This window comes from Gammaproteobacteria bacterium (assembly GCA_013816845.1).
Classification (GTDB): domain Bacteria; phylum Pseudomonadota; class Gammaproteobacteria; order DSM-16500; family DSM-16500; genus Aquicella.
In genome coordinates, this window is record JACDDU010000007.1 from 51372 (window position 1) to 74352 (window position 22981).

Below are 22981 nucleotides of genomic sequence, written 5' to 3' on the forward strand. Positions count from 1 at the left end.
CATGTCAATTCAGGGTTAATTTTGTGTCTATCGTGCTTTCTTCAAGCGAAATTTGCCAGCAATTTTTGAATCAGTTAAAGGTCGATCTGTCTGTGATCAAACGCGCAGGTCGTCCAGTGTCTGAAACGCAAGGCGAAGTTTTATTCCAGAGTGTGAATAGCTTAATTAAAATCATGAATTTATCTTCTGCTGATCATTTTCTTGATTTGGGTTCAGCATTAGGGAAAGTCGTTTTGCAAGTATTTATGCTAACCGAGGTGCAAAATGCGACAGGCATAGAAATCGTCCCAGAATGTGCAGCTTTTGCAAGGCGCATGAAAAATTCCTTACAAGAATGTCACCCACTTCTTTTGCAGGGACGGCACTTGGATTTTATTGAAGGCGATTTTTTTCGCGAACCTTTCAATGAGGCTACAGTGATTTGGATCAATGCCATTTGTTTTACGCCGATGATGCTTAAGCATTTAAGTCAGATGCTCAATCAAATGAATTCGGTCCGCATGGTTTTGACCTTAAGACCTCTCTTAAACTTATCAAAGCTTCGCTTCGAGCGAACGATCATGATCGAAGGATCATGGGATAGCGCTTTATGTTATGTATACCGAGCGTGTAATTTGTTTAAGACAAAAAAATTTGATTTTTCCCTAAATATAGAGAAAAGAAAATAAGAATTACGGCGAACAAGGCATTCCACTTTATCCACCGTAATAGGGAGTGTAACTTAAGCTTTGCTAACGGGTTCTGCCATTTCAACTGCAAAAGCGACGGCAAGTTTTGCGTAATCAGTCATATGGTCAAGAGAAAGGTGATCCATCGTATCGTTGCTTGTATGGATATAGTGATTTTCTTGGCCGAACTTTGCTTCAAATGGCGCTGCTGCTTTAAAACCATATTTATGCCATGAAGCATGATCACTACATCCGTAACCACAGCGGGTGTATTTCACTTCCTTTTTGACATACGTGGTTATGAGCTTTTCCAAGTAAGTGGTTAAGTCCGCATTAACGTAATCACTTAAAAGCCACATGGTGGGTTCGTTCTTATAAGCAAAACCTGTCATATCCAATTGCATGACCGCATCTACTGGAATGGCTTTCTTTTTGAAATCGCGAACGACATAAGAGGATCCAACTAATCCCATTTCTTCAGCGGCATACCAAATCACATAGATTGGTTTTTTAAAGCGCATGTCGCTTTGGATAAGGATACGTGCTGTTTCCAGAACCGTTACGGAACCTGTTCCATCATCATCTGCACCTGGTTTTTTGTTATAACTCGTGCCACGTAATGTATCCATGTGACCGCCAATAACAACCCCTGATTCATCTCCTTTACCAATTTTAGCAACGATGGAAGGTTGACTATATCCGCCTGTCGGGACTTCCCAGAGCGTTACATCATCACGATTAGCAAGTTTGGCCATGTCAGCAACGGTTGTTTTTATCCATTGCGCAGCTTCGTTACCGGTTCCAGAATTGGCGTAACGGTCCTGAAAATTAGTCAGTTTAGTTAAGTCAGCCCACATATTTTGTGGATTTAAATTTTTTAGAATGGTTTCCACTTGTTTCTCGTAACGCACAGCATACGAGGAAGTTGCATTACTTTCAGCCATTTTATCCGAACCAATTTGTTCCAATAAAAATGCTTCAGCTTGCGCAGCGGATCTTTTTACCTTTCGTTTCATCAGCCATTCATGACTAACATCTATAAAGCCCCCACAAAGCTTCGTCCGATCTGCTTTGGCCGCAATGAGTTCATCACGTACCGCGTCAGTTGCTTTCAGTAAGACGAAATCTTGGGTGCTTGCAAGTTTTTCAGCTTGACTGGTTAATCGATCAGTAAGACACCTTTTAGCAATTAAATAATGACTTTGCGCTGCTGCAAACGTATCCATTGAAACAATTGATAAAAAGGTTAAAGCAAATAAAAATTTTTGACGTTTCAGTTTAAACATATCATCCTCCCATGGAATTTAAATAAATACCTTTACTACCTGTTATTTTAATATCAATGCTGACTAGCTTGATTGATTTCGGCTTGTAACTCGCGGGGTGACATTTCCCCATACACTTGGCTAACGTTATTCAAACTTTGCGCATTCGTTTTACCAATAAAAAACGCAGGTGTTCCAGTGATTTTTAAGGCTTGCGCAAGGTTTGCATTGGCTTTCAATATTGAAGTAATAGCGGGACTATCCATATCTTTTTTTAATCGTCCAACATTAATCCCATTTGATTTGGCAATTTGGAAAATGACCGATTCAGTTAAATCTTGATTGGCGTTCAAGAGCGCATGATTAAATCGATTGTATTTGCCTTGCTTATTCGCAGCAAGGGCTGCGCGTGCGGCAAGTTCGGATCCTTCTCCGCGAATAGGAAATTCTTTGAAAACAACACGAACATTGGGATTGTTTCGAATAATAGTCGCAAGCACATTGCCCATAACTGTGCAATGTGAGCATTGATAATCAAAAAACTCAACAACAGTGATTTTGCCTCGCGGATTACCGCCGACAGGATCATGAGCTTGGCGAAAAAGAGTATTAATGTTTTGAGCTGCGATCGCGGCGGAAAAAAAATAGATAAGGGTTGCAAGATATAACCGTGGTGTATTCATCCTGAACATAACTCAACTCCTAAATAGTCAATCAATCATTAATCTGTCCATCCTTCCAACTTGAACTAATTATAATAGCCCGTACGAGTGCGTTCATCTTACGTTTTGATGAACGCACTCTTGCCCGGTTAGCCTACTTCGTTTTATCAATAGCTTCTTGTAATTGTGCTTGATCCATGCGACCAGGAACATAATTGATTGAACCACTGGCGCTCATATCAGTTTTACCAATGAAAAAAGCAGGGGTGCCAAACAATTGCAAATCCTGTCCTAATTTCATGTTCTTCTTTAATTGATTGTTAGTTTCAATGTTGTTCATATCTTTTTTCATTTGATCAACATCAACACCACTTGCTTGTGCAACTTCATATACTAATTCTTGCGTTAATGGTTTATTAGAACCTAATAAAGCATGGCTGAATTGGTAGTATTTGCCTTGCTTGTTGGCAGCAAGGGCTGCGCGCGCTGCAAAATCAGAGAGTGGTCCGCGGATTGGAAATTCTTTGAAGACAAAGCGTACATCAGGATTGGCTTTGATAATTGCATCAACCACGGGGGCCATATCCACACAATGGGTGCATTGATAATCAAAAAATTCAACGATGGTAACTTTACCCTTAGGGTTGCCTGCGATGGGATCTAAGTCTTGACGAAATAAAGGGGCTGCAAACGTAGAAGCCGTTTGTTGCGTTTTCTTGACGGTTAATTCTGCTTGCTCATATTGTTTGCGTTGAAAATTTTGTACCGCTTCAATAATGACTTCGGGTTTTTGCATTAAGTATTGTTGTACAACGGTTTCAATTTTTGCCCGTTCTGCAGGGGTGACGGAGACTTGCGCAGAAGCGGGAGTATTAGCTGCAAAAGAAGTTGCAGCTAAAGTAGACAAAAGCGTGGCTGCAATAGAAGCCTTAATTATTGAATTCATCTAAATCTCCTTGTTATCTTGATAAAAAGCATAAGGTGGGCATCATAGCAAACCAGGGGAATTTGATAAAGCGAAGGATGGAATTGACTTATTAGAAAACAGTTTAGCCGCGCTTATATTCGATTGCTGTACTTGTCATTTCCTGAGAGATTCGTCTGGATAGTTAAGGGGAGCGTGCCGAGACGTGCTGTATCCTTGTTGGAATAAACATGTTTAAGTCGGAATGAAATTTTATTTTGCTAAAAACAGCGCTATTTTTTCCTTCCGTGCTGCTTGAATGGCATCCACTAATGCACCCCCTTGTAATCCTCGATTAAGAATGGCTTGCACATCAATGGATTTTACCTCGTTTGCACAATGACGTATTTTTTCCACATCCAAAATCCTATCGTCAACTTCTGCAATGGCAATGCAAGCCTCGATAAATTCATTGAAACGCATTTCACGCCGAAACAGATCCATCGCATTAAATAACTGTAGCCATTCTTCGGTCGTTAAAGTTGCAACGCGTAAGACCATTGCGAAATGGCGTGCAGTTAAAACCGCTAAATCGCGAAAAGCTTTCGGTACGCGGTAACGTTCGCATAATGATGTGATCACATCAGGATTAAGATCGTGTAATAAAGCGGCGAAACGAACCGCTGCGCTGGTTGTTGCACTTGACGCAAGCAGCGCTTTCATTCCCCGGCTGGTTTGTGTCAACCCGGGAAATAAAATAGAGAGTGCACCACATTGTTCCAGGGTTGAAAAAAATAATGTGGGATAGGGTTCGAGAAGCGCACGCTCCAATTCTTTCCACACACGTTCTGCAACGAGCGCATTGACTTCGCCTGCATTAACCATGGTTTTCATTAAGAGGAGGGTCTCAGAATAAATATGAAAGCCAAGCCCATGATATCGGGCTAAAAATCGCCCGATGCGTAAAATACGTACGGGATCTTCGGCAAACGCAGGCGAAACGTGGCGTAATAAGCGTTGCTCGAGATCGGCTTTACCATGAAACGGATCAATGAGTTGATTTGTTTCCTCATCGTAAGCCATGGCGTTAATGGTTAAATCACGACGAATGAGGTCCTCTTCCAGCGTCACTGTTCTGTCAGTATCGAATTCAAATCCTTGATAGCCTGGTTTTACTTTACGTTCAGCTCGGGCGAGAGCATATTCTTCTTTCGTTTTTGGATGCAGAAAGACAGGAAATTCCTTACCGACTTGGCGAAAACCGAGGCGTAACATTTCAGCAACGGTACTGCCGACGACAACAAAATCTCGCTCTTTAATCGGGAAGCCTAGCAATTTATCCCGCACGGCGCCTCCGACTAGGTAAATTTTCATGTAAGATACATCCTCAATCAAGGGTAACTATTAACGCATGACGAAACCGAAAGAAATCTTAAACACTGAAAACAGTGGCCTGGTCATTTCCTATTTTGGGAATAGTGTCGCAGTAGAAATGCGTAATGGGCAAGTTTTTCAATGCCTGCTGCATCGTAATCAACAATTACCCGTTGTGGGTGACACCGTCTTATGGTCACGCCAAGGCGATGCTGCAGGCACGATCGATCAGGTCTTACCCAGGCGGTCGGAACTTGTGCGTGCTGATAAACGCGGAAAAACGAAAGCGATTGCGGCTAATATTGATGTCATCATTATTGTTACCTCGCCTCCGCCTATTTTTTCTGAATTTTTAATTGATCGTTATTTAGTCGCAGCAAGCTTGTTAAATATTCCTGCGATCCTTGTTGTTAATAAAACTGATTTACTCGATACGAGCCAACAAATAACTTTAGATGGAGCATTGCTTCCTTATCAATCCATTCCGTATGAGACCTTATTCACCAGCGTGGTTAATCAGGCGGGTATGGCCGACCTCTCTCGTTATTTGGAGAATAAAGTAGGCGTGTTAGTGGGTGTGTCTGGCGTTGGCAAGTCTTCCATTATTGCAGCACTGAGTGAAGATGATCCGCGCGTGGGTGTGGTGAGTTCGAAAGGAATTGGCAAACATACGACGACTGCAACGCGTTTGCATCATTTACGGGCAGGCGGGGCTTTAATCGATTCTCCTGGCGTAAGAGAGTTTAATTTATGGCCAGTTGCCAAAGAAGATTTACAAGCAGGGTTTGTTGAGTTTAAGGATTATTTAACAGGATGTCGGTTTCGTAATTGTAGTCATGGCGCAGAACCTGATTGTGCTATCAAATCAGCTTTACTTTCTGGCAAAATAAGCCCCAAGCGATTTGAAAGCTATCAATTACTATTAAAAGAATATTCGAAGCCTTAAGTTATGTCCCAGTTGAGAATTAAGAGTTATGGCCGCCGTGGCGGTCGCAGTGGCGTCAGCGCAATTGAAGCTTATCATTTGTTATGGCCTACCGTGGGGTTAGATGCATCTTCTGTATTGGATTTGGAAAAAGCCTTCGGGAGAAAAGCGTCAAGCTTGTTGGAAATTGGTTTTGGAACCGGGCAGTCGCTACTTGAACTTGCCAAACTCTATCCAGAGAAAAATTTTATTGGTGTTGAAACTTACCATCCTGCAGTCAAAAAGTTGTGTCTCGGTATTCATCAAGAAACACTTACGAATATTCGTATTTATCAAGCCGATGTAGTCGAGGTCCTCACCCATTGTTTTGGCACTGAAAGTTTAGATGCAATCATGATTTTTTTCCCTGATCCTTGGCCTAAAAGACGACATCATTTGCGTCGTTTAATTCAACCGGATTTTTTGCAGCTACTTCAAGACAAATTAACCGTCAATGGATCCTTGCATCTTGCAACTGACTGGGAGGAGTACGCCCAACACATGCGAGCGGTGCTAAGTTTAAATAAAGCATTTTGTAATCGTTCTCATACAGGTAAATATATTCAGCGCTCTTTACTGCGGCCCGTAGTGACGAAATTTGAGCGAAGAGCAATAGAGGAAGGACGGAGTATTTGGGATTTGCAATTTGTGAAAGAAGCATCGGCTGAATACCTGTTACATTCCAGGTAGACAATAAGTTCCTGCTCCCTTAATCTGTCTATCGTTTAATGACAATGCCAAAAAAAAATAAAAAGGAAGTCGAATGAATTGCACAGGAAAAAAAATCGTTCTTTGCACGCTTCTGTTTTGCTGGACCAATTTAACGTATGCGATAGGTGAAGGATTATATATTGGGCTAATGGCAGGACTTGCTCGTAATAATGGCAAGCCTATCCAAGCAAGTTTAGTTAATGATGCTGGCTTTACCCAATCCATTTCAGTAACACCTAATAAACAAATGGGTGCCGTTCGGCCTTATCTTGGGTATAAATTTAATAATTATGCAGGCGCTGAGATCGGTGGAACTTATTACACCGTCGTTAATTTCAATCAAAGTCAGATTAATACTAATTCTACTTCCAAAAGTGGTATTGCTACTGTTGATTTTGTATTACTTGGTTCGTTCTCTTTCCGCGATCTTTTCGAAGTGTATGGTAAGGCAGGTGCTGCTGTTATTTATCAGGGAACTTCAACAACCATTAGTATGCCTCCGCCCAATAAAAGTAAATATGAAACCTATGTGAAACCGACCTATACCTTAGGCGCCGGCTATACTTTTAACGGTAATTGGGTCGTTGATCTTTCTTATACGCGTCTTAGTAACGTTCATTATTTTAATAATATAGATTATTATGCAATCGGTTTTGCCTATCACTTTGTGAATCGCTATTGCGGACAATTTTTGTGTGACTAAGGCAAAAACATTCCCATTAAATTATTTAAATAACGCTGACCTTTCACTGTTGGACATAAACATTGATCGCTTTGGATAAGCAAGTCGCGTTTTATTGCTTCTTGTAAAATGTCTTGAATCGGCAACAGGGTTGATCCAGTACGTTCGGTAAATAATTTTACGCTGATGCCTTCAGTGAGGCGCAAAGCATTGAGCATGAATTCGAAAACAAGATCATTCGTGGTTAGAGGAGTTGGATTAAATTGGCTGCGCTTATTGGCATCTAAATAATCGCGCGGATTTTTAACTTGAGCAAAACGAATTACTTGATCCGTTAAGGTTAATTTACTATGTGCGCCGGGGCCAATCCCTAAGTAATCACCAAATTGCCAATAATTTAAATTATGCTGGCAAGCATGACTGTGTTTTGCATAGGCTGAAACTTCGTATTGTGCATACCCTTCGGTTGCCAACAACGCATGTCCAGCAATTTGCATATCCCAAATAAGATCTTCATGGGGAAGGACGGGGGGTTGATGGTAAAAAAAAGTATTGGGTTCAAGGGTAAGTTGATACCACGATAGGTGGTTGGGTTTGAACGCCATAACTTCTTTTAAGTCATCCAGCGCATCCGCTATGGATTGCTGAGGTAAGCCATACATTAAATCAATGTTAATGTTTTCAAACCCGGCTTTTTGCGCAGCATGAATAGCGCGCACGGCGCCCGCACGATCATGGATGCGTCCAAGGACTTCGAGCTTATCGGATTGCAGACTTTGCACACCCAGCGATAAACGATTCACGCCCGCTTGGAAAAAAGCTTTAAATCGATTCTCATCGACCGTGCCGGGGTTTGCTTCTAACGTTATTTCAAGTGCAGTTGAAAGCGGCAAAATCGTGCGAATATGAGTCAATATGGTTTCAATGGCTTGACCGGATAGTAAACTCGGGGTGCCACCACCAAAAAAAATACTCCGAATTGAACGACCGTTTAGCATTTCAATTTTACTTTCTAATTCTTGGGCAAGTGCTGCGAGATAAAGCTGCTCCGGTAAATTGTCCTTTAATTCATGGGAGTTGAAATCGCAATAGGGGCATTTTCGGACGCACCAAGGTACGTGAATATACAAAGATAAGGGGATATTTTCAGGTGAAATTGGCATCTGGACACTTTCAGCGTTAAACTAGCTGCCCAATTTATATGAGTGCGGCGAAGGAGTCTAGTCAATGAAAAAACGAGTCAAGGTCGCCATTACTGGCGCCGCGGGTCAAATCGGATACGCTTTTCTGTTTCGAGTTGCTGCAGGAGAGATGTTTGGACCTGATGTTGAAGTGGAATTACAACTATTAGAATTGCCGCAAACTTTGGGAGCGCTGCAAGGCGTTGCAATGGAATTGCAAGATTGTGCCTTTCCTTTGCTCAAAAATGTTGTCACGACAGATGATGTCAATGTGGCCATGAAAGACGTGAATTGGGCTATATTAATCGGTTCTGTGCCCCGTAAAGAGGGAATGGAGCGGTCAGAATTACTGAATATTAATGGTAAAATTTTCACGACCCAAGGCCGTGCAATTAATGATCATGCTGCAAGTGATGTCCGCGTTTTTGTGGTAGGTAATCCTTGTAACACGAATTGTTTAATTGCCATGCATAATGCGCCCGATATTCCACAAGATCGATTCTTTGCCATGACAATGTTGGATGAATTACGCGCCCGTAGTCAGCTTGCTGTTAAAGCCGGCGTAGATGTTACGTCCATTTCAAATATGAATATTTGGGGCAATCATTCGAGCACGCAATACCCTGATTTTTATCATGCTAAAATTGAAGGAAAACCAGTTGTAGAAGTCATTAATGATATAAATTGGTTACAAAACGAGTTTATTGAAACCGTTCAAAAACGTGGCGCTGCAGTAATTAAAGCGCGCGGTGCATCCTCAGCTGCGTCCGCTGCCAATGCTGCTTTACAATCGGTATTTCATTTAACGCACAATACCGCCAATCAAGAATCTTTTTCAGTGGCTTTTTGCTCGAAGGGCGAATATGACATTGATCCTGGCTTAATTTTTTCTATGCCGGTGCGAACGGAAAATAATGAAATGCACGTGGTGCAAGGCTTAACTTTTAATGACTTTAGTCGTGCAAAAATTAAACTAACTCTGGATGAATTGCGTAAAGAACGCGATGCAGTCCGAGCACTGGGATTAATCAAATAAGATGGCAGAATACATAGGGTTGAAAAACAATAAATTGCCCATATGTATAATAACATCACCGTGAAAATCTCTTTTAAAAAATAATACGAGGTTCGTCGTTATGAGTAATGCAAATAATTTTAGTGAAATTTTTGAAGGTAACTTTGACGAAATTCAAGGCAAAATTAAACAATATTTTGGCAAGTTAACCGACAGCGACATTAAAAAATTGGAAGGCACGTATGACGAATTCGTAGGCAAAGTAAAAAAAGCCTATGGTTATACAGAAAAACAATTGGAAGAAGAAATTAATCATTTTTTCGAAAGCGAAGGGTTTGAAGCAGTGAAATCAAGAGCTAAGCAACTATTATCGAATGCAGCTGATTATGCTGAATGTGTTAAAGATGGCATTCAACATTCCGCGGAAAACATTCGTCAAAAATCTTCCGAAGTGCAAGATACCTTGATCAGTTATACTAAAAAAAATCCACTTAAGTCCATCGGTATTGCACTATTCACAGGGTTGATGTTAGGTAAAATTCTATAACCGTTTATCTTCCAGTTTAATCTTGATACCAAAAACCCTGCAATGATGCGGGGTTTTTTTTAAGGTCCTTAGACCCAAATGGCAATCACACCCATAATCGTGGTGCCTAAAAACAACGAGGCAAATTCCATCATACTTCTGATGCCGCGCGCATGGTTGTGGAAATGGACGTGATGAATAGTTGAGATATAAAGAAAACTGCCTGCAGCAAATGCATTAAACATACTGGCAATAATGACGCCTCGCGAACCTAACGAAATAATGTCAAGCCATGTGCCCAAACAAATTCCGAGGGGAGTTAGCAAAGAAAATACGATAACAATAAATAAAATGCGTTTTAAATTGAGATGATGTTGCAACAGCAAAACACATAATGCAAAACTTTCGGAGCCTTTATGGGCCATGATTGCGATAAATAACATCAAAGTTTCGGTGAGGCTTGGGCCCATTCCTAGAGCGAGCCCCTCTATTAATGCATGAATCATCAGCGTGAAGGCGAGGACATAAGGAACTGAGATCACAGAAGACTTTGCAAAAGACAAACGTTCTAAAAACAATAAGAATAAAAAGCCGCTGACGCAAACTAACTCAGGTACAGGAAAAGTTTCAAGGGGGTAATAAGCCGCGAAACTCCGAATGGCATCGGGTAACATATGAAAAAAAGCAGCCCCTAAAAAAATACCACTAGCGAGCGCTTCTCCCAGATGAGAGGTTTCCCCATATCCTTCCTGGCGTGTTTTTTTAAGTGGATAAAGGGAAGTTAAAAGACTTACAAAAAAGACCAGAATCGCGGCTAGCGTTTTGTATAAAATTAAATTCACTGAAAGACCCTGTTTAGTTGGAGGTACATCCTAAAACATTTTAAAAAATTAGCCAGCATCTGTGTTGCAAACTTGAGAAAAAAATAAAGATAATGGATACTTGCCCCATGGAGTTAACTATAATACAAAAAATAGCAATTTGGGCAATTCCCATCTTGTTTGCAATCAGCTTGCACGAAGTCGCTCACGGCTGGGTGGCGTCTTGGTTTGGTGATCAAACAGCGCGACTCTCGGGACGCTTAAGTCTCAATCCCATCAAACATATTGATCCAATAGGAACAGTGCTCGTTCCCATTCTTATGTTAACCGTCTCTAATTTTATCTTTGGATGGGCAAAACCGGTCCCTGTTGATCCGCGTAATTTGCGGCATCCCCGTCGCGATATGGCAATCGTAGCGTTAGCCGGCCCCATTTCTAACTTGCTGATGGCTCTCTTATGGGGTGCTATCGCTAAACTTGGTATTAGTTTCGAGCAAGGGGGCCAAGAATGGATTGGCATCCCGTTAACCTATATGGGTGGTGCGGGTGTGATGATTAACGTGGTGCTGGCTGTTTTAAACCTATTTCCTCTTCCACCACTTGACGGGGGCAAAGTGTTAGGCAGCATCCTACCACCGCGATGGTCCCATTATATGTCTATGATTGAACCCTACAGCTTCCTTATTCTTATTGTTTTACTCTTTACCGGCATTTTGAATAAAGTCATGGGTCCGATGGTATTCTTTCTGATTAATGCAATTGGGAATTTATTCTCACTATAGTAGCCAGGCCGTTTTCTTTTTTTTGAATCTTCATTAATGCCGAAGCTTAGTTGCATCGCTTCGGCGTTCGTTAGAATGGAACTTGCGGTGTCACTTTAGTCTTTTATTTTGTGAAGTTTTTATTCTTCGAAGAGGAAGACAAAGGAAGGCTTGAAGATTTTCCTTCACGCGAGGCAAATAGACCTAAGTTGTTTACGCCTTTTACAGGAGGCACGGCGGATTGCTTTAAAATATTTTGTAATTCTTTTAACTGTTTTACAAGATTCGTATCACCAGTGTGCTTCTTATTAAAATGAAAATTATAAGTTGGATCTATTAACGCTCGGTTTAATACTTGTAACATTTCTTTTTCATTTGGACAGTCTTTCCACAATGTATATAAAATTTGAGAGACTTTAGCCGTTCTTTGTTGACCCCAACTATCATGTTTCTGTTTTAAACCATACTTAACCATGTTATCTAACACGTGTCTGTATTTTTCACTGTTGGGATAAGCACTTGGTTTGGAGTCAAATACAGCTTGTAATCCGGCTCGGCTTTCGGTCAAGGTGTTTTTCCACCAGGGTCTTTTTTTAGTTAATATCAGGGGTGGTTTTTTTGGGGTTAAAACAATTTGCGCACGTGCATTATTTAGAGCGAGTTCTGCTTTCATTGAAGGCAACAGTTGCGCACTTGTTAAGGGTAAGGAACCCTGAGCACTTTTCTTTGGAAACCTTAATGTCGGTTCCGGTGAAGCATGCGGGCGATTTGCATGTATATCACGCTTCGTTGCATTATTTATCGGGGGTAATACGGGTGTTGTCGTTAAGGGTATGGGTCCGTATTCACTCTTTTTAGGGATGGTTAAGGCTGGTTCAGTTAAAGCATGCGGACGATTTGCGTAAGGACTACTGTTCGTTTTATTGCGGTTAGGAAGACCTTGGTAATAAGCCTTAACATGCTGACGCACGTCTTGCTCCTTAGTATTAATAACTAAAGAATCTTTTTTCTCAGCAACATGATGGGCACCACCTTCAGGTGTACGTTGGGGTTCAGCTCCTCTTAATGCATTGGCGCGTGGACGAAAATTCGCGTAAGGACCGCTCTTCGTACCAGTGGATGGAGGCAAGCCTTGGTAATTAGTGGTGATGGGGTTACGAAGGCTCTCGCCCCGATCATGATGAATTGCAGAATCGTTTCTCTCGGGAATGGATTGATGAGAAATGCTTGGTTCATTTGTAGGAGCATCGGAGGGCTTAGCACCTTTAGGAAGTTCAGTTTGAGGAACTAACACCTGGTAATGAGATTCCTTTGCTATAGAAGTTGCTCTAGTTGCTGCAGAGTTATTTACATCGGTTCGATGGCTCATAGAGTCTTTTCTTTTTTCATTTTTAGCTTGTTTAGAGGGTAATCGAGAGGATTCCGCTCTTAAGACGTTGGATCGTAGACGATTGGCATTTTCCTTATTTGGCTTTTCATTGACCTGTGGATCGGATTTTAAATCACTATAATGACTTGCTTTAATCGAGACGGACCATTCACCATAATTACGAGTTGGCTTGCGAGTTAAGCTTGGTTTTACATTATTTAAAGTCAAATTCTCATTGCCTACGGCACTGTAATTAGAAGGCAGCGCGCTTGGAGGATTACTTTTTACATCTACGGTAGCGTAATTAGATGGAAGTCCCATTGTTGGCTGACTTGTTATGTTTGAACCGCTGGCTGGATCGACGGGGTGTCTTAAATCTCTAGTTTTTAACACATCAGAACGCGGACGATTCGCATCGGAAAGGGTAGATGAGTTTAGAATAGAGGATTGGTCAGCAGATCCAGCAGATAAAGTAAGGGGTTCGGCATTATTTTCGGAGCCTTCAAATTGACTACGACGCAATGCAATCAACGGTTCGCTCATGATCAATGCACGTTTGGTCTTCGCTAAAGTCACTTCCAAATTATCTAAACGCTGCACTAAATAAGCAAATCTGCCATTTGAAGCATAGGAAAGATTGGCTTTAAGTGTTGGTAAGTTCTGTTCTAACACGTCGGTATCGATGGGTTCAAAATCTTCAGCACTAAGTATGGTTGAAGGCGTTCTTAATCGATGAAGTTTAGTAATTGCCTCACTTAACGTTTGCAACCCTTTGGAAATTGCTTTTTCTAAGATGATGTCATTTGTGATCTCATTACTATATTCATTCAGTAAATAAGCCAAGTTTGGTTGATCCTTTTCAACTTCCACCAAACGAGAAGAATTGATGAAGGACTGCATTGTTATGTAACTTACTAAGTCTTTGGCATTGGAATAGAGGTCGCCATTTTTAAAAAAAGGCGTTGAAGGGCTTGCTAATAGACGGGTTACATCCTCTGCAAAGGTCTTTGCAGAGATAGCATCCGTTTGAAGTAAAAATAACTTCTCTCTCAATACCGCTGTAATGTATTTATCATAACAATGTAGAAGTAATTGTTTGTCTTCTTCCGGTTTCAGTTGTTCAAATCTTTTTCCATTCTCCATAGAGGGAACTAAATACATTTGAAAACTTTCGATAAACATTTTTGCTTCCATCTTCATGGATACTTTCGCAATTAAATCATTTGCAGTGTCATCCTCTTCTTTAATGACCGGTTCTTTTAATACTTTAAGTACGTTGTCATAAAATTGAGCAAAAACATAATCACTTGAATGCTGAGCATGCACCCAAGTAGCAACACTGTCTCTCGAGCAATAATTACCTGTGGGGGAAACGAAACGATAAAAATTATCATAATTTCCAGAAAGACCTGCAGCCACTTCCAAAAGGCTTACACGGAAAGCATGTAAATCTTCTTGCTTTGTAACAAGTCGTTTCTGCAGACGTAAGGGTGAAGACCACAATATTGAAAATTTCTCAGCAACTTCCTTCATTACTTCTTTACCGTCTGGTAGTTTTCTGGCAAATCCTAAGTCAGTTAATTTAGCTTCGGCAACAGGATTGCCAAAGAGTGGCAAGCAATTTCGCAGTGAAAAATCCAAATGGAGGATATTTTCAGCATGCAATTGTGCTAAACCTTCATAAGCGTCATACATCATTTGACCATATTTCACACCCAAGTTAGCTCGGTTTCTTCCTACATGTGCGTTAGCTTGCAACATGCCAAAGAAGGACTCCATGTTGCCTTCACACGGTAAATAATCAAAGATGATCGACGGTACACCTGCAATGGTTGCAGCTATCCCCACAGGCAATTTACTTTCTTGTTGTGAATTGGAGTTCAGGTACGCTTCAGAATATTCAACCACTAAATTTCGTTCACGTTCAAAATCAGCTTGTGCATTAGCCCATTCCGCAGAGGAAATTCCAGGCGGTTTTTTTAATTTTTTGACTGCAAATTTGCCGCCTCTTTGGATCAGAAGTGAATGGAGATCGGGGTGGCTAGCTTGCAATGACTGTCCATCATATTCCATGAGAGTGACTTCGCCAAACGCGCCCTGACCTAAAGCTTTCCCCTTGTAAAAATGGGAGCCCAACTCTTCATTTCTTAAAGCCGTTAAGTTTAACTTGGCTGAATGATTCTGACTCATTATGACCCTCAATTTTTATGAAGCATTACCTTAAAAATAGGTAAGTCTCCTTAAAAATGCCTTAAGGCCATCAAATAAATCATAAATTTCTGTTGACGGAAGTTCTCCAATAAGTGTAGGGACCCTACTATAATAGAAAGAAGAGTAAGGCGGAGAAAATTGAGATGGTTGATAACAAAGGAAATTTTAAAGATTTTTTGTTAGATGAGCCCGAAGCGGCATTACAGCGGGGTCCGTTTTCTTATCAGGATAATGAAATACAATCTTTAATCGATAAATTTTATTTATCAAAAACGCCCAGTCTCATGACGAGCCATATCATTCAACTACTTACCGCCACCCAACATTTGCGTTATGCAACTACCCCTTTCGCAACATTTGTGAAGATGCGAGCAGATAAAACACCCGCAGAACGCAATGCAATTTTTGCTGAATTTCATCGGCATTTTAAAGCCGCGCGAACATGGGCAGATAAACCAGAATTAACCGTAAAAGAAAAAGAAATTATGGCGGCAGCCCTTCAATATGCTAAGCAAAGTTTACTGCAAGGTATTCAAGAATTAGACCTCAACGATCCGTTACGCATTGCCTGGGATGAATCGGAATTAAGAAGAGATTTGTAATTAAAGGGTTGGGATTTTTTCTAAAATCATTTGAATGTGTCTTCCACTGGGATCACCAGGTAAAACATTTATTGTGTGGTAGTGCATTTGTGCTGCTGCATGCAAATTATTTTCATCATCATCAATGAGCGTGATGCATTCATTCTCACCTTGAAAGTTCAAACGACGTTTAATGAAACGAATATGTTCATTCTTATTGGAAATTTGTCCTGGGCGTGGCAGCCATGATTCAACCATTATATTTTTAATGCCAATCACTTCTTGAAAGTAACGGATGATTAGTGTCGGGAATTCGCTGAAGGAGGCAATCGCAACTAAGTGACCGTTCTTTTCTATCGTTGATATCAGCGTGCGCCAAAGTTCGGCTGATCCCGTTGGCGGAATGTCTTTGACCAGTTCCCATAATGCTTCAAAATCTTGAGCGTCAACTAATCGCATCCCAATAGCTTGGCATAAACGATGGTGCATATGGATCGTCGTGACGGTGAAATCAAAGTCAATAATGTAGAGGGAAGGTGAAGCCATTTGAAAATCCTTTTGGTAGAGCATCGCGGTTAAGGTTAAAAAAAACCCCGCGGAAAGCGGGGTTTTTTGCAAAGCTTGACGCTTACATCATGCCGCCCATGCCACCCATGTCGCCGTGACCACCGCCCATTGGAGCGTCTTCTTTCGGCAAATCGGTAATCATGCATTCTGTGGTAATCATCATACCGGCTACAGATGCTGCTTGTTGTAATGCTGTGCGGGTTACTTTGGTTGGATCCAAAATACCCATTTCTAACATATCGCCATAAACGCCTGTTGCAGCATTGAAGCCATAGTTACCTTTACCTTCAACAACTTTATGAAGAATAACGGAAGCTTCGTAACCCGCGTTGGTAACGATTTGGCGTAAAGGTGCTTCAAGTGCGCGTGCAATTAATTGTACGCCAACGCTTTGTGCTTCGTTATCGCCTTTAAAATCCTTCAAGGATTGCATAACGCGAACTAAAGCTACACCACCACCTGGTACAACGCCTTCTTCGACAGCTGCGCGTGTTGCATGTAGAGCATCTTCAACGCGGGCTTTCTTTTCTTTCATTTCGATTTCAGAAGCTGCACCTACTTTAATGACAGCAACGCCGCCTGCTAATTTAGCAATACGTTCTTGCAACTTTTCACGATCGTAGTCAGAAGAGGTGTCGTCAACACGACCTTTTAATTGCTTGATACGATCTTGAATATCACCTTTTTCACCGGCGCCATCAATGATGGTGGTGTTGTCTTTAGTGATATGAACGCGTTTTGCAGAACCTAAATCGGCTAAGGTTGCGGATTCTAAGGTGCGACCCACTTCTTCAGCAATAACCTGACCTTTGGTCAATGTTGCGATATCTTGCAGCATTTCTTTACGACGATCACCAAAGCCGGGTGCCTTTACTGCGCAAACTCGAACGATGCCACGCATATGATTCACAACCAATGTTGCTAGCGCTTCACCTTCAACGTCTTCAGCAATAATCAATAATGGACGTCCAGATTTAGCGACTGCTTCAAGAATAGGTAATAAATCACGGATCGAAGAAATTTTCTTGTCGGTGATAAGGATGTAAGGATTATCCATTTCAACTGACATATTTTGTTGGTTGGTAATGAAGTAAGGGGACTGATAACCACGATCAAATTGCATCCCTTCAACCACAGCTAAATCATTTTCCAAACCAGAGCCTTCTTCAACAGTGATAACACCTTCTTTACCTACTTTTGCCATCGCATCAGCAATGGTGCGGCCAATGGCTTCATCAGAGTTAGCAGAAATAGTACCAACTTGAGCGATTGCTTTATCATCTTTGCAAGGTACAGAAAGCTTTTTCAATTGTTCTACAGCATAGCCTACTGCTTTATCAATGCCGCGCTTCAAATCCATCGGATCGTAGCCAGCGACAACTAATTTTAAGCCTTCAGCAAAAATTTGATGACCTAATACAGTTGCAGTCGTTGTGCCATCGCCTGCTTCATCAGAAGTATGCGATGCAACGTCCTTAAGTAACTGTGCACCCATGTTCTTAAATTTTTCTTTGAATTCAATTTGTTTTGCGACCGTTACACCGTCTTTGGTGATTAATGGTACGCCGTAAGATTGATCAATAACCACATTTCGTCCACGTGGACCCATCGTAATTTTAACGGCTTCTGCTAATTCTCTAACGCCTTCTCCCATCTTTTGACGGGCATTTTCACTGAAGACAATTTCTTTTGCACCCATGATGTTCCCCTTTATTTTTCGAGTTAAACTTATTCAAGCACGCCCATAACATCTTCTTCACGCAGGACGAGATATTCTTTACCTTCTAATTTGATGTTGGTGCCAGCATATTTACCAAATAAAACCTGCTGACCTTCTTTAACTTGGAGTGGCTGAAGTTTACCATCAATGTAACGCCCGGTACCAACGGCGTACACGGTTCCTTCCATTGGTTTTTCACGATCAGAGGCTGTATCTGGAATAACAATTCCGCCCGCACTTGTTGTTTCTAATTCTTTTGGCTCGACAATGATTCGGTCCGATAAGGGACGAATTCTTTTAGTAGCTTTGGAAGACATTATTTATCTCTCCTTTCTGTTTAATGAATCTTTTATCAGGGCCAAACCCAATGGTTAGGCTCTGCTTATATATAGGGACGATAAGAAATGCTTCAAGGGGTAGGGCTTAAAGAAAAATAGGGAAAAAAGCCGAAAAGACAGGCATGGTAAAATAAGAAAATGAACCCCATTCTCCAAGAAGCGATTTCTACGACGATTTGGGATATTAAATATCGCTATCGTCGTGAAGAAACCATTATAGATCAAACCATTGAAGACACGTGGCGGCGAGTAGCACGCGCAGTGACTTTAGCAGAAGCGCCATCTGAGCGCACCCATTGGGAAAAAGCTTTTTATCATCTCCTTGAAAATTTTCGCTTTTTACCGGGAGGCCGAATCCTTGCCGGTGCTGGCACCGCCCATCGTGTGACCCTTTTTAATTGCTTCGTTATGGATATACCTTCTGATTCAATCAGGGGGATTTTTGATGCTTTAGAAGAAGGCGCACTAACCCTGCAACAAGGGGGTGGGGTGGGTTACGATTTCTCGGTGCTGAGGCCGAAGGGCGATTGGGTGAAGAAAACAGGCCTCACGGCCTCAGGTCCAGTTTCATTCATGCGCATCTGGGACACCACTTGCAGCGTATTGCAATCAACCGGTGCAAGGCGGGGAGCGATGATGGGCGTCATGCGCTGCGATCATCCTGACATTGAAGCGTTTGTTACAGCCAAAAGTGACCCCCAAGCTTTGCGTCACTTTAATGTGTCCGTAATGGTTTCCGATGCTTTTATGCAAGCCGTTAAAAGAGATGATGATTGGCCTTTGATTTTTCCTCTTGAGGAGGAAGGAAAAACTTTACCTTCCTCTATTGTCTATCGCCAATGGGGTCAATCTTTAATGGATGTACCTTGTCGTATTTACCGAGTGGTGAAGGCACGTGAACTTTGGAAGAAAATTATTACTTCAGCTTACAACTACGCAGAACCTGGGGTCCTTTTTGCCGATACGATTAATCGGTTAAATCCACTTTATTACTGTGAGCGAATTAATGCCACCAACCCCTGCGGGGAGATTCCTCTCCCTGCTTACGGTGCCTGTAATTTAGGTGCCGTGAATTTAACCCAATTTGTGGTTGGCGCTTTTACCGACCAAGCACAACTCAATTGGTCGGCACTTGAGGAAACCGTAGCGCTCGGGGTGCGCTTTCAAGATAACATTGTCGACGTATCCCATTATCCGCTCGAAGTCCAAAAGGACGCAGCGCTTGCGACCCGCCGACTAGGACTAGGGGTGACAGGTTTAGCCGATGCGATGGTTATGTTAGGCATTGTTTATGGAAGCCCTGCGTCTTGTAAGTTTGCAGAAGAAATGATGAAACGCGTCGCCTACGTAAGTTGGGCGACATCAATTGAACTTGCACGTGAAAAAGGTTCGTTCCCCTTATTTGAAAAGGCTTATCTCGAGGGAGATTTTGTGAGACGGCTGGATTCGAGTCTGTTAAACGCAATCAAACACAATGGTCTTCGCAATTCCCATCATAATACTATTGCGCCTGCAGGAACTATTAGTCTCTTAGCCAATAATATTTCAAATGGAATCGAACCGATTTTTAAAGGCGATTACGATCGTCATGTACGGGCGGCGAACGGCGATATCCTCACCTTTGAAGTTAAAGATTATGCTTTAAAACGCTGGCAAGAAAATGGCAACGTGGGGTTACCTCCAGCCTGGATTGATACTGATGCCCTAACGCCTAAAGAACATTTGGCAATTCAAGCGGCTGTTCAGCCTTACATTGATAATGCCATTTCTAAAACCATTAATTTACCCGAGACTTTTCCTTTTGCGGATTTAGAGAATGTCTATACGGAAGCTTATGAGTTAGGTTTAAAAGGATGCACAGTTTTTCGTCCAAATCCCATTACCGGTAGTGTATTAGTCGCGCGTAAAGTGGAATCCCCACCAGGGGATCATTGTAATCAATGTGAAGATTAAAGAAGTTTCAGGCGCATGAAGATATAAGTTTAACCTACATCTAAATCGGAGAGGATGGGGGTTATCTAAGAATCAAGCACGCATTCTAAGGCAGTTAAAAATTAAAATTGACGCCTAATACAGGACCAAATAAACGCATATTCCATTCAAAGCGGGTCAACCCTTCACCTCGATCGTAATGTTGATAGAGGTAACGATAGCCTAAATAAAAACTAGTTTGCCTAAGCGCACAACTACTGGGTTTGTATCCTACAAATGCATGTAAATCATAACTATATTGCGTAGATGTATTTTTGCCCCCGATATCACCGGCAAAAAGCGTTACCCAATTTTGATTGATATCGTAATTTAAACGCATTCCAATGAGCGGATCGGTCCAGCTTTGGTTATTGCTCCCGGCAAGTGAGGCAATGGTGAGTCTTGCATCATTCATCGTATACCGAGCTCCAATATAGGGCTCAAGTTGCAAGCGAGAGTTTTTGTAAACTTCTTGAAAGATAATATAGGATAAACCGCCTGCGAAAAGACCAAAGCGGGTTTTCAATTTGGCATCAAAAGTACGGACATCTTTACTTTGGCTTAAAACCGCATACAAAGCATTGCCAAATAAACCAAAGGCACCTTTGTGTGCTTGCAAGAACAGCATGCCTCCCCCATCAAATTCGCGCAAAATATCACTGAAGTTTTGATTAATATGAGCGGTCACAGGACCACTTGCGATGCGTCCATTCATATTCATGGCCCAAAGATAAGGCGCAATATCAAACTGCCACCGAGGATTATTCGCATCAGCTGCCAGGGCTGCATTGCAAAGTAAAAATAACGCCAAGCATTTTTTTAACATAGCGCTTCCTTTCTAATCTTGTTGAAGGTGGATAGAACAGCCTATCCACCTTCATTTAATTATCGAATCGTCGCACCGTTAAAATTCATTGTCATATCTTGGATCATTGGCGGAGTTGCAATCGGCATTTTTAACCGCGGGGCATTCCCTTCGAAATTTATTTTATCGAGGACGACACCGCGTAGTGCAAGATTGGTATAGGTTCGAAAGTAAAAGACCCGATGCGTTAAATCCTTGAACACCACCCATTCGGTTGATTCAGTCGTTACTTTGTTGCCATCATCTTCCCGAGCAAGTCCATTGGGGATATCAACATTATTCATAAGATGTTCACTCAGATTAATGGCTCCCGCTGCATCGAGGGGTTGCGTCGCAACATTCAATAGGGTTGTCATTTTGACAAATCGCGAAGGAGGACTGATATCACCTGGCAAACCAATCATACCAAATCCTTGGCCCGTTGCTGCGAAGGTAATGCCGTTATCAACCACAGGGTGTGGATTTTTAGGGGTGAGGTGCACGTAATTATTTAAGTTGGTGAGATGCCAGTCATAAGTCGGGGAATTAGTTAAGACACCGACGGTATTATCATACATCTTTAATTTGCCACCGACATATTCAATGACTAACCCGCGGCCTTGTGCGTCATAAACAGAAAAATGGAGAGGAAAGATGGTATCGCCCATTCCAGGGATCGGAGAGGCATAAACATAAATTTTTCCAATTGCATTTTTTACTTGTTCTACCGATTCAAAATTACTAAGAATCCAATCGCCTAAATTATAATAAGGTAAGGCTTGCTTCTCGCCCCCCACAGGTACCGATTGATAAGAGGCGAAGCTGGGTAAGTAAAGCGCCCCAAACGATAAGCCTTTTTCATTCATCCCATCGACAGCCATGTCAATGTTTAATCCATTCAAAAAAACATAACCGAACTTACCTTGCCACGTTAAACCTGCAGCACCGGTAGGAGATGCAGCACTAAATAATCTACCGCGATTGGAACTCATTAAATTTGATTGCAGATCAAGCGCGAATTCCATGCTGCGGGCAATCAGCACCGTACCGTCTTTCGCGGTGACGCGAATATCCGTACAAGCCAATAGAGTTTCCGAACACGTTAGACAAGATAATAAGATAGTTAATCCATAGCGCATCCATGCTCTCATGAAATCTTTCCTTTTATATAAAAGGTGGCATAAAGATAGCCCGGAGGCACGTAGCCTGCAACCCAAGGAGCCTTCACACCTGGGCTTATCATGCTGCGTGCTTTTTTCAAGCTACCGTGAGTCCCTATCATACTGAGTCTTTTATTTGATGAGCAACAATAATACTTCTTGCTCTTCTACTTTGTAAATTAAACGGAGGGGCGGGACGTCTTCACTATAAAGTCCCGTCATCCCTTCAATCTTTTTTGCACCCGGTGGGCGGGGGTTAAAGCTTAGTGCATCAAGCAATTTGATAATGAGCTTTTGATATTTAGTGGATAGGGCGCGGAGTTGGCGATGTGCGGCGGGCGCTATTTTGATGTGGTAGGGTGTCGTAACCATATTTAGGTTACTTCTTTCTTAAACTCATCCAATAAAATGGTGCCTTGATGGCGTGCTTCTTTCAATGCTTCAACAGCTTCTTGGAGATCACTTTTATTTTGCGAAGCATCGAGTAATAGTAAATCTTCAATTGGCACTATGGCTGCAACATCTTTACCTCGTCTAGTCAGTAAAACACGCTCTTTACCATGATGAACGCGATTGATGAGTTCGGAAAATTCTTCTTTAGCATCAATCGTTGTAATTGAAATCATATCACTATCCTTTTGATTGGTGTCAGGCATCCTGCCGAATGAGCATGCATAAGGTTCGCA

23 protein-coding genes are annotated in these 22981 nt (G+C 41.8%); 9 read left to right on the forward strand and 14 right to left on the reverse strand.

Features of this window, described 5'->3' with window-relative positions; translation table 11 throughout:
* The first annotated feature begins 23 nt into the window (after nucleotides 1-23).
* Entirely contained in the window at nucleotides 24-668 is a 645-nt protein-coding gene (locus H0W64_11945; protein MBA3662434.1) for a hypothetical protein, read from the forward strand.
* A gap of 53 nt (nucleotides 669-721) precedes the next feature.
* Here the strand turns inward: H0W64_11945 and H0W64_11950 are convergent, their stop codons facing one another.
* From H0W64_11950 to H0W64_11965, 4 genes are all read right to left on the reverse strand, one after another.
* Nucleotides 722-1954, reverse strand: a complete 1233-nt coding sequence (locus tag H0W64_11950; GenBank protein MBA3662435.1) for a M20/M25/M40 family metallo-hydrolase — start codon at nucleotides 1952-1954, stop codon at nucleotides 722-724.
* Nucleotides 1955-2007: 53 nt separating this feature from the next.
* The gene (locus tag H0W64_11955) at nucleotides 2008-2625 is read right to left on the reverse strand and encodes a DsbA family protein (protein ID MBA3662436.1); all 618 of its coding nucleotides are present in this window, start codon (nucleotides 2623-2625) and stop codon (nucleotides 2008-2010) included.
* 124 nt (nucleotides 2626-2749) lie between these two features.
* Entirely contained in the window at nucleotides 2750-3541 is a 792-nt protein-coding gene (locus H0W64_11960) for a DsbA family protein (protein ID MBA3662437.1), read from the reverse strand.
* A 231-nt stretch (nucleotides 3542-3772) separates the two neighbouring features.
* The gene (locus tag H0W64_11965) at nucleotides 3773-4873 is read right to left on the reverse strand and encodes a multifunctional CCA tRNA nucleotidyl transferase/2'3'-cyclic phosphodiesterase/2'nucleotidase/phosphatase (GenBank protein MBA3662438.1); all 1101 of its coding nucleotides are present in this window, start codon (nucleotides 4871-4873) and stop codon (nucleotides 3773-3775) included.
* Nucleotides 4874-4910: 37 nt separating this feature from the next.
* On the opposite strand from H0W64_11965, the gene rsgA reads away from it, so the two are divergent.
* From rsgA to H0W64_11980, 3 genes are all read left to right on the forward strand, one after another.
* Nucleotides 4911-5819: a ribosome small subunit-dependent GTPase A gene (gene rsgA, locus H0W64_11970; protein ID MBA3662439.1), complete on the forward strand. Its 909-nt coding sequence runs from the start codon at nucleotides 4911-4913 to the stop codon at nucleotides 5817-5819.
* A gap of 3 nt (nucleotides 5820-5822) precedes the next feature.
* Nucleotides 5823-6527 carry a tRNA (guanosine(46)-N7)-methyltransferase TrmB gene (gene trmB / locus H0W64_11975; protein MBA3662440.1) on the forward strand — a complete coding sequence of 235 codons (705 nt, stop codon included), beginning with the start codon at nucleotides 5823-5825 and terminating at the stop codon, nucleotides 6525-6527.
* Nucleotides 6528-6600: 73 nt separating this feature from the next.
* Entirely contained in the window at nucleotides 6601-7251 is a 651-nt protein-coding gene (locus tag H0W64_11980; protein ID MBA3662441.1) for an outer membrane beta-barrel protein, read from the forward strand.
* Here the strand turns inward: H0W64_11980 and hemW are convergent.
* A complete protein-coding gene (gene hemW / locus H0W64_11985) occupies nucleotides 7248-8393 on the reverse strand; it encodes a radical SAM family heme chaperone HemW (GenBank protein MBA3662442.1) in 1146 nt (381 codons plus the stop codon). The two genes, H0W64_11980 and hemW, sit on opposite strands and share 4 nt — an antisense overlap.
* A gap of 64 nt (nucleotides 8394-8457) precedes the next feature.
* On the opposite strand from hemW, the gene H0W64_11990 reads away from it, so the two are divergent.
* Together H0W64_11990 and H0W64_11995 are read left to right on the forward strand one after the other, a co-directional pair.
* On the forward strand, nucleotides 8458-9447 hold the full coding sequence (locus tag H0W64_11990; protein MBA3662443.1) for a malate dehydrogenase: 990 nt from the start codon (nucleotides 8458-8460) through the stop codon (nucleotides 9445-9447).
* 100 nt (nucleotides 9448-9547) lie between these two features.
* On the forward strand, nucleotides 9548-9973 hold the full coding sequence (locus H0W64_11995; protein ID MBA3662444.1) for a CsbD family protein: 426 nt from the start codon (nucleotides 9548-9550) through the stop codon (nucleotides 9971-9973).
* Between the two features lie 68 nt (nucleotides 9974-10041).
* On the opposite strand, the gene H0W64_12000 is transcribed toward H0W64_11995, so the two are convergent.
* Nucleotides 10042-10794, reverse strand: a complete 753-nt coding sequence (locus H0W64_12000) for a ZIP family metal transporter (GenBank protein ID MBA3662445.1) — start codon at nucleotides 10792-10794, stop codon at nucleotides 10042-10044.
* Nucleotides 10795-10901: 107 nt separating this feature from the next.
* Here H0W64_12000 and H0W64_12005 point away from each other — a divergent pair, with 107 nt between their 5' ends.
* On the forward strand, nucleotides 10902-11555 hold the full coding sequence (locus tag H0W64_12005) for a site-2 protease family protein (protein MBA3662446.1): 654 nt from the start codon (nucleotides 10902-10904) through the stop codon (nucleotides 11553-11555).
* A gap of 103 nt (nucleotides 11556-11658) precedes the next feature.
* Here H0W64_12005 and H0W64_12010 read toward each other — a convergent pair whose 3' ends face one another.
* Complete coding sequence (locus H0W64_12010) at nucleotides 11659-15093, reverse strand: protein kinase (protein ID MBA3662447.1); 3435 nt, start codon at nucleotides 15091-15093, stop codon at nucleotides 11659-11661.
* Nucleotides 15094-15257: 164 nt separating this feature from the next.
* Here H0W64_12010 and H0W64_12015 point away from each other — a divergent pair, with 164 nt between their 5' ends.
* Nucleotides 15258-15716, forward strand: a complete 459-nt coding sequence (locus H0W64_12015) for a hypothetical protein (protein MBA3662448.1) — start codon at nucleotides 15258-15260, stop codon at nucleotides 15714-15716.
* Here the strand turns inward: H0W64_12015 and H0W64_12020 are convergent, their stop codons facing one another.
* From H0W64_12020 to H0W64_12030, 3 genes are all read right to left on the reverse strand, one after another.
* On the reverse strand, nucleotides 15717-16241 hold the full coding sequence (locus tag H0W64_12020) for a hypothetical protein (protein MBA3662449.1): 525 nt from the start codon (nucleotides 16239-16241) through the stop codon (nucleotides 15717-15719). It abuts the gene before it with no gap.
* A gap of 82 nt (nucleotides 16242-16323) precedes the next feature.
* Complete coding sequence (gene groL, locus H0W64_12025; GenBank protein ID MBA3662450.1) at nucleotides 16324-17961, reverse strand: chaperonin GroEL; 1638 nt, start codon at nucleotides 17959-17961, stop codon at nucleotides 16324-16326.
* Between the two features lie 29 nt (nucleotides 17962-17990).
* Entirely contained in the window at nucleotides 17991-18299 is a 309-nt protein-coding gene (locus H0W64_12030) for a co-chaperone GroES (GenBank protein MBA3662451.1), read from the reverse strand.
* Nucleotides 18300-18458: 159 nt separating this feature from the next.
* Here H0W64_12030 and H0W64_12035 point away from each other — a divergent pair, with 159 nt between their 5' ends.
* A complete protein-coding gene (locus H0W64_12035) occupies nucleotides 18459-20273 on the forward strand; it encodes an adenosylcobalamin-dependent ribonucleoside-diphosphate reductase (protein MBA3662452.1) in 1815 nt (604 codons plus the stop codon).
* Between the two features lie 94 nt (nucleotides 20274-20367).
* Here the strand turns inward: H0W64_12035 and H0W64_12040 are convergent, their stop codons facing one another.
* The 4 genes from H0W64_12040 to H0W64_12055 form a co-directional block, all read right to left on the reverse strand.
* Nucleotides 20368-21117: a hypothetical protein gene (locus H0W64_12040; GenBank protein MBA3662453.1), complete on the reverse strand. Its 750-nt coding sequence runs from the start codon at nucleotides 21115-21117 to the stop codon at nucleotides 20368-20370.
* A 59-nt stretch (nucleotides 21118-21176) separates the two neighbouring features.
* Nucleotides 21177-22286, reverse strand: a complete 1110-nt coding sequence (locus H0W64_12045) for a choloylglycine hydrolase family protein (GenBank protein ID MBA3662454.1) — start codon at nucleotides 22284-22286, stop codon at nucleotides 21177-21179.
* A gap of 141 nt (nucleotides 22287-22427) precedes the next feature.
* On the reverse strand, nucleotides 22428-22667 hold the full coding sequence (locus H0W64_12050) for a type II toxin-antitoxin system RelE/ParE family toxin (GenBank protein MBA3662455.1): 240 nt from the start codon (nucleotides 22665-22667) through the stop codon (nucleotides 22428-22430).
* Between the two features lie 2 nt (nucleotides 22668-22669).
* Nucleotides 22670-22921 carry a type II toxin-antitoxin system Phd/YefM family antitoxin gene (locus H0W64_12055; protein MBA3662456.1) on the reverse strand — a complete coding sequence of 84 codons (252 nt, stop codon included), beginning with the start codon at nucleotides 22919-22921 and terminating at the stop codon, nucleotides 22670-22672.
* Nucleotides 22922-22981: the final 60 nt, after the last annotated feature.

Excerpts from the sequence above, each read along its gene's own strand:
- H0W64_11965 (MBA3662438.1), bottom strand. The coding sequence starts at position 4,873 with ATGAAAATTTACCTAGTCGGAGGCGCCGTGCGGGATAAATTGCTAGGC.
- H0W64_11990 (MBA3662443.1), top strand. The coding sequence starts at position 8,458 with ATGAAAAAACGAGTCAAGGTCGCCATTACTGGCGCCGCGGGTCAAATC.
- H0W64_11955 (MBA3662436.1), bottom strand. The coding sequence starts at position 2,625 with ATGTTCAGGATGAATACACCACGGTTATATCTTGCAACCCTTATCTAT.
- hemW (MBA3662442.1), bottom strand. The coding sequence starts at position 8,393 with ATGCCAATTTCACCTGAAAATATCCCCTTATCTTTGTATATTCACGTA.
- H0W64_12040 (MBA3662453.1), bottom strand. The coding sequence starts at position 21,117 with ATGTTAAAAAAATGCTTGGCGTTATTTTTACTTTGCAATGCAGCCCTG.
- H0W64_12010 (MBA3662447.1), bottom strand. The coding sequence starts at position 15,093 with ATGAGTCAGAATCATTCAGCCAAGTTAAACTTAACGGCTTTAAGAAAT.
- rsgA (MBA3662439.1), top strand. The coding sequence starts at position 4,911 with ATGACGAAACCGAAAGAAATCTTAAACACTGAAAACAGTGGCCTGGTC.
- H0W64_12035 (MBA3662452.1), top strand. The coding sequence starts at position 18,459 with ATGAACCCCATTCTCCAAGAAGCGATTTCTACGACGATTTGGGATATT.
- H0W64_12055 (MBA3662456.1), bottom strand. The coding sequence starts at position 22,921 with ATGATTTCAATTACAACGATTGATGCTAAAGAAGAATTTTCCGAACTC.
- H0W64_11960 (MBA3662437.1), bottom strand. The coding sequence starts at position 3,541 with ATGAATTCAATAATTAAGGCTTCTATTGCAGCCACGCTTTTGTCTACT.
- H0W64_11950 (MBA3662435.1), bottom strand. The coding sequence starts at position 1,954 with ATGTTTAAACTGAAACGTCAAAAATTTTTATTTGCTTTAACCTTTTTA.
- H0W64_11980 (MBA3662441.1), top strand. The coding sequence starts at position 6,601 with ATGAATTGCACAGGAAAAAAAATCGTTCTTTGCACGCTTCTGTTTTGC.
- H0W64_12045 (MBA3662454.1), bottom strand. The coding sequence starts at position 22,286 with ATGAGAGCATGGATGCGCTATGGATTAACTATCTTATTATCTTGTCTA.
- H0W64_12020 (MBA3662449.1), bottom strand. The coding sequence starts at position 16,241 with ATGGCTTCACCTTCCCTCTACATTATTGACTTTGATTTCACCGTCACG.
- H0W64_12030 (MBA3662451.1), bottom strand. The coding sequence starts at position 18,299 with ATGTCTTCCAAAGCTACTAAAAGAATTCGTCCCTTATCGGACCGAATC.
- groL (MBA3662450.1), bottom strand. The coding sequence starts at position 17,961 with ATGGGTGCAAAAGAAATTGTCTTCAGTGAAAATGCCCGTCAAAAGATG.
- trmB (MBA3662440.1), top strand. The coding sequence starts at position 5,823 with ATGTCCCAGTTGAGAATTAAGAGTTATGGCCGCCGTGGCGGTCGCAGT.
- H0W64_12050 (MBA3662455.1), bottom strand. The coding sequence starts at position 22,667 with ATGGTTACGACACCCTACCACATCAAAATAGCGCCCGCCGCACATCGC.
- H0W64_12015 (MBA3662448.1), top strand. The coding sequence starts at position 15,258 with ATGGTTGATAACAAAGGAAATTTTAAAGATTTTTTGTTAGATGAGCCC.
- H0W64_11995 (MBA3662444.1), top strand. The coding sequence starts at position 9,548 with ATGAGTAATGCAAATAATTTTAGTGAAATTTTTGAAGGTAACTTTGAC.
- H0W64_12005 (MBA3662446.1), top strand. The coding sequence starts at position 10,902 with ATGGAGTTAACTATAATACAAAAAATAGCAATTTGGGCAATTCCCATC.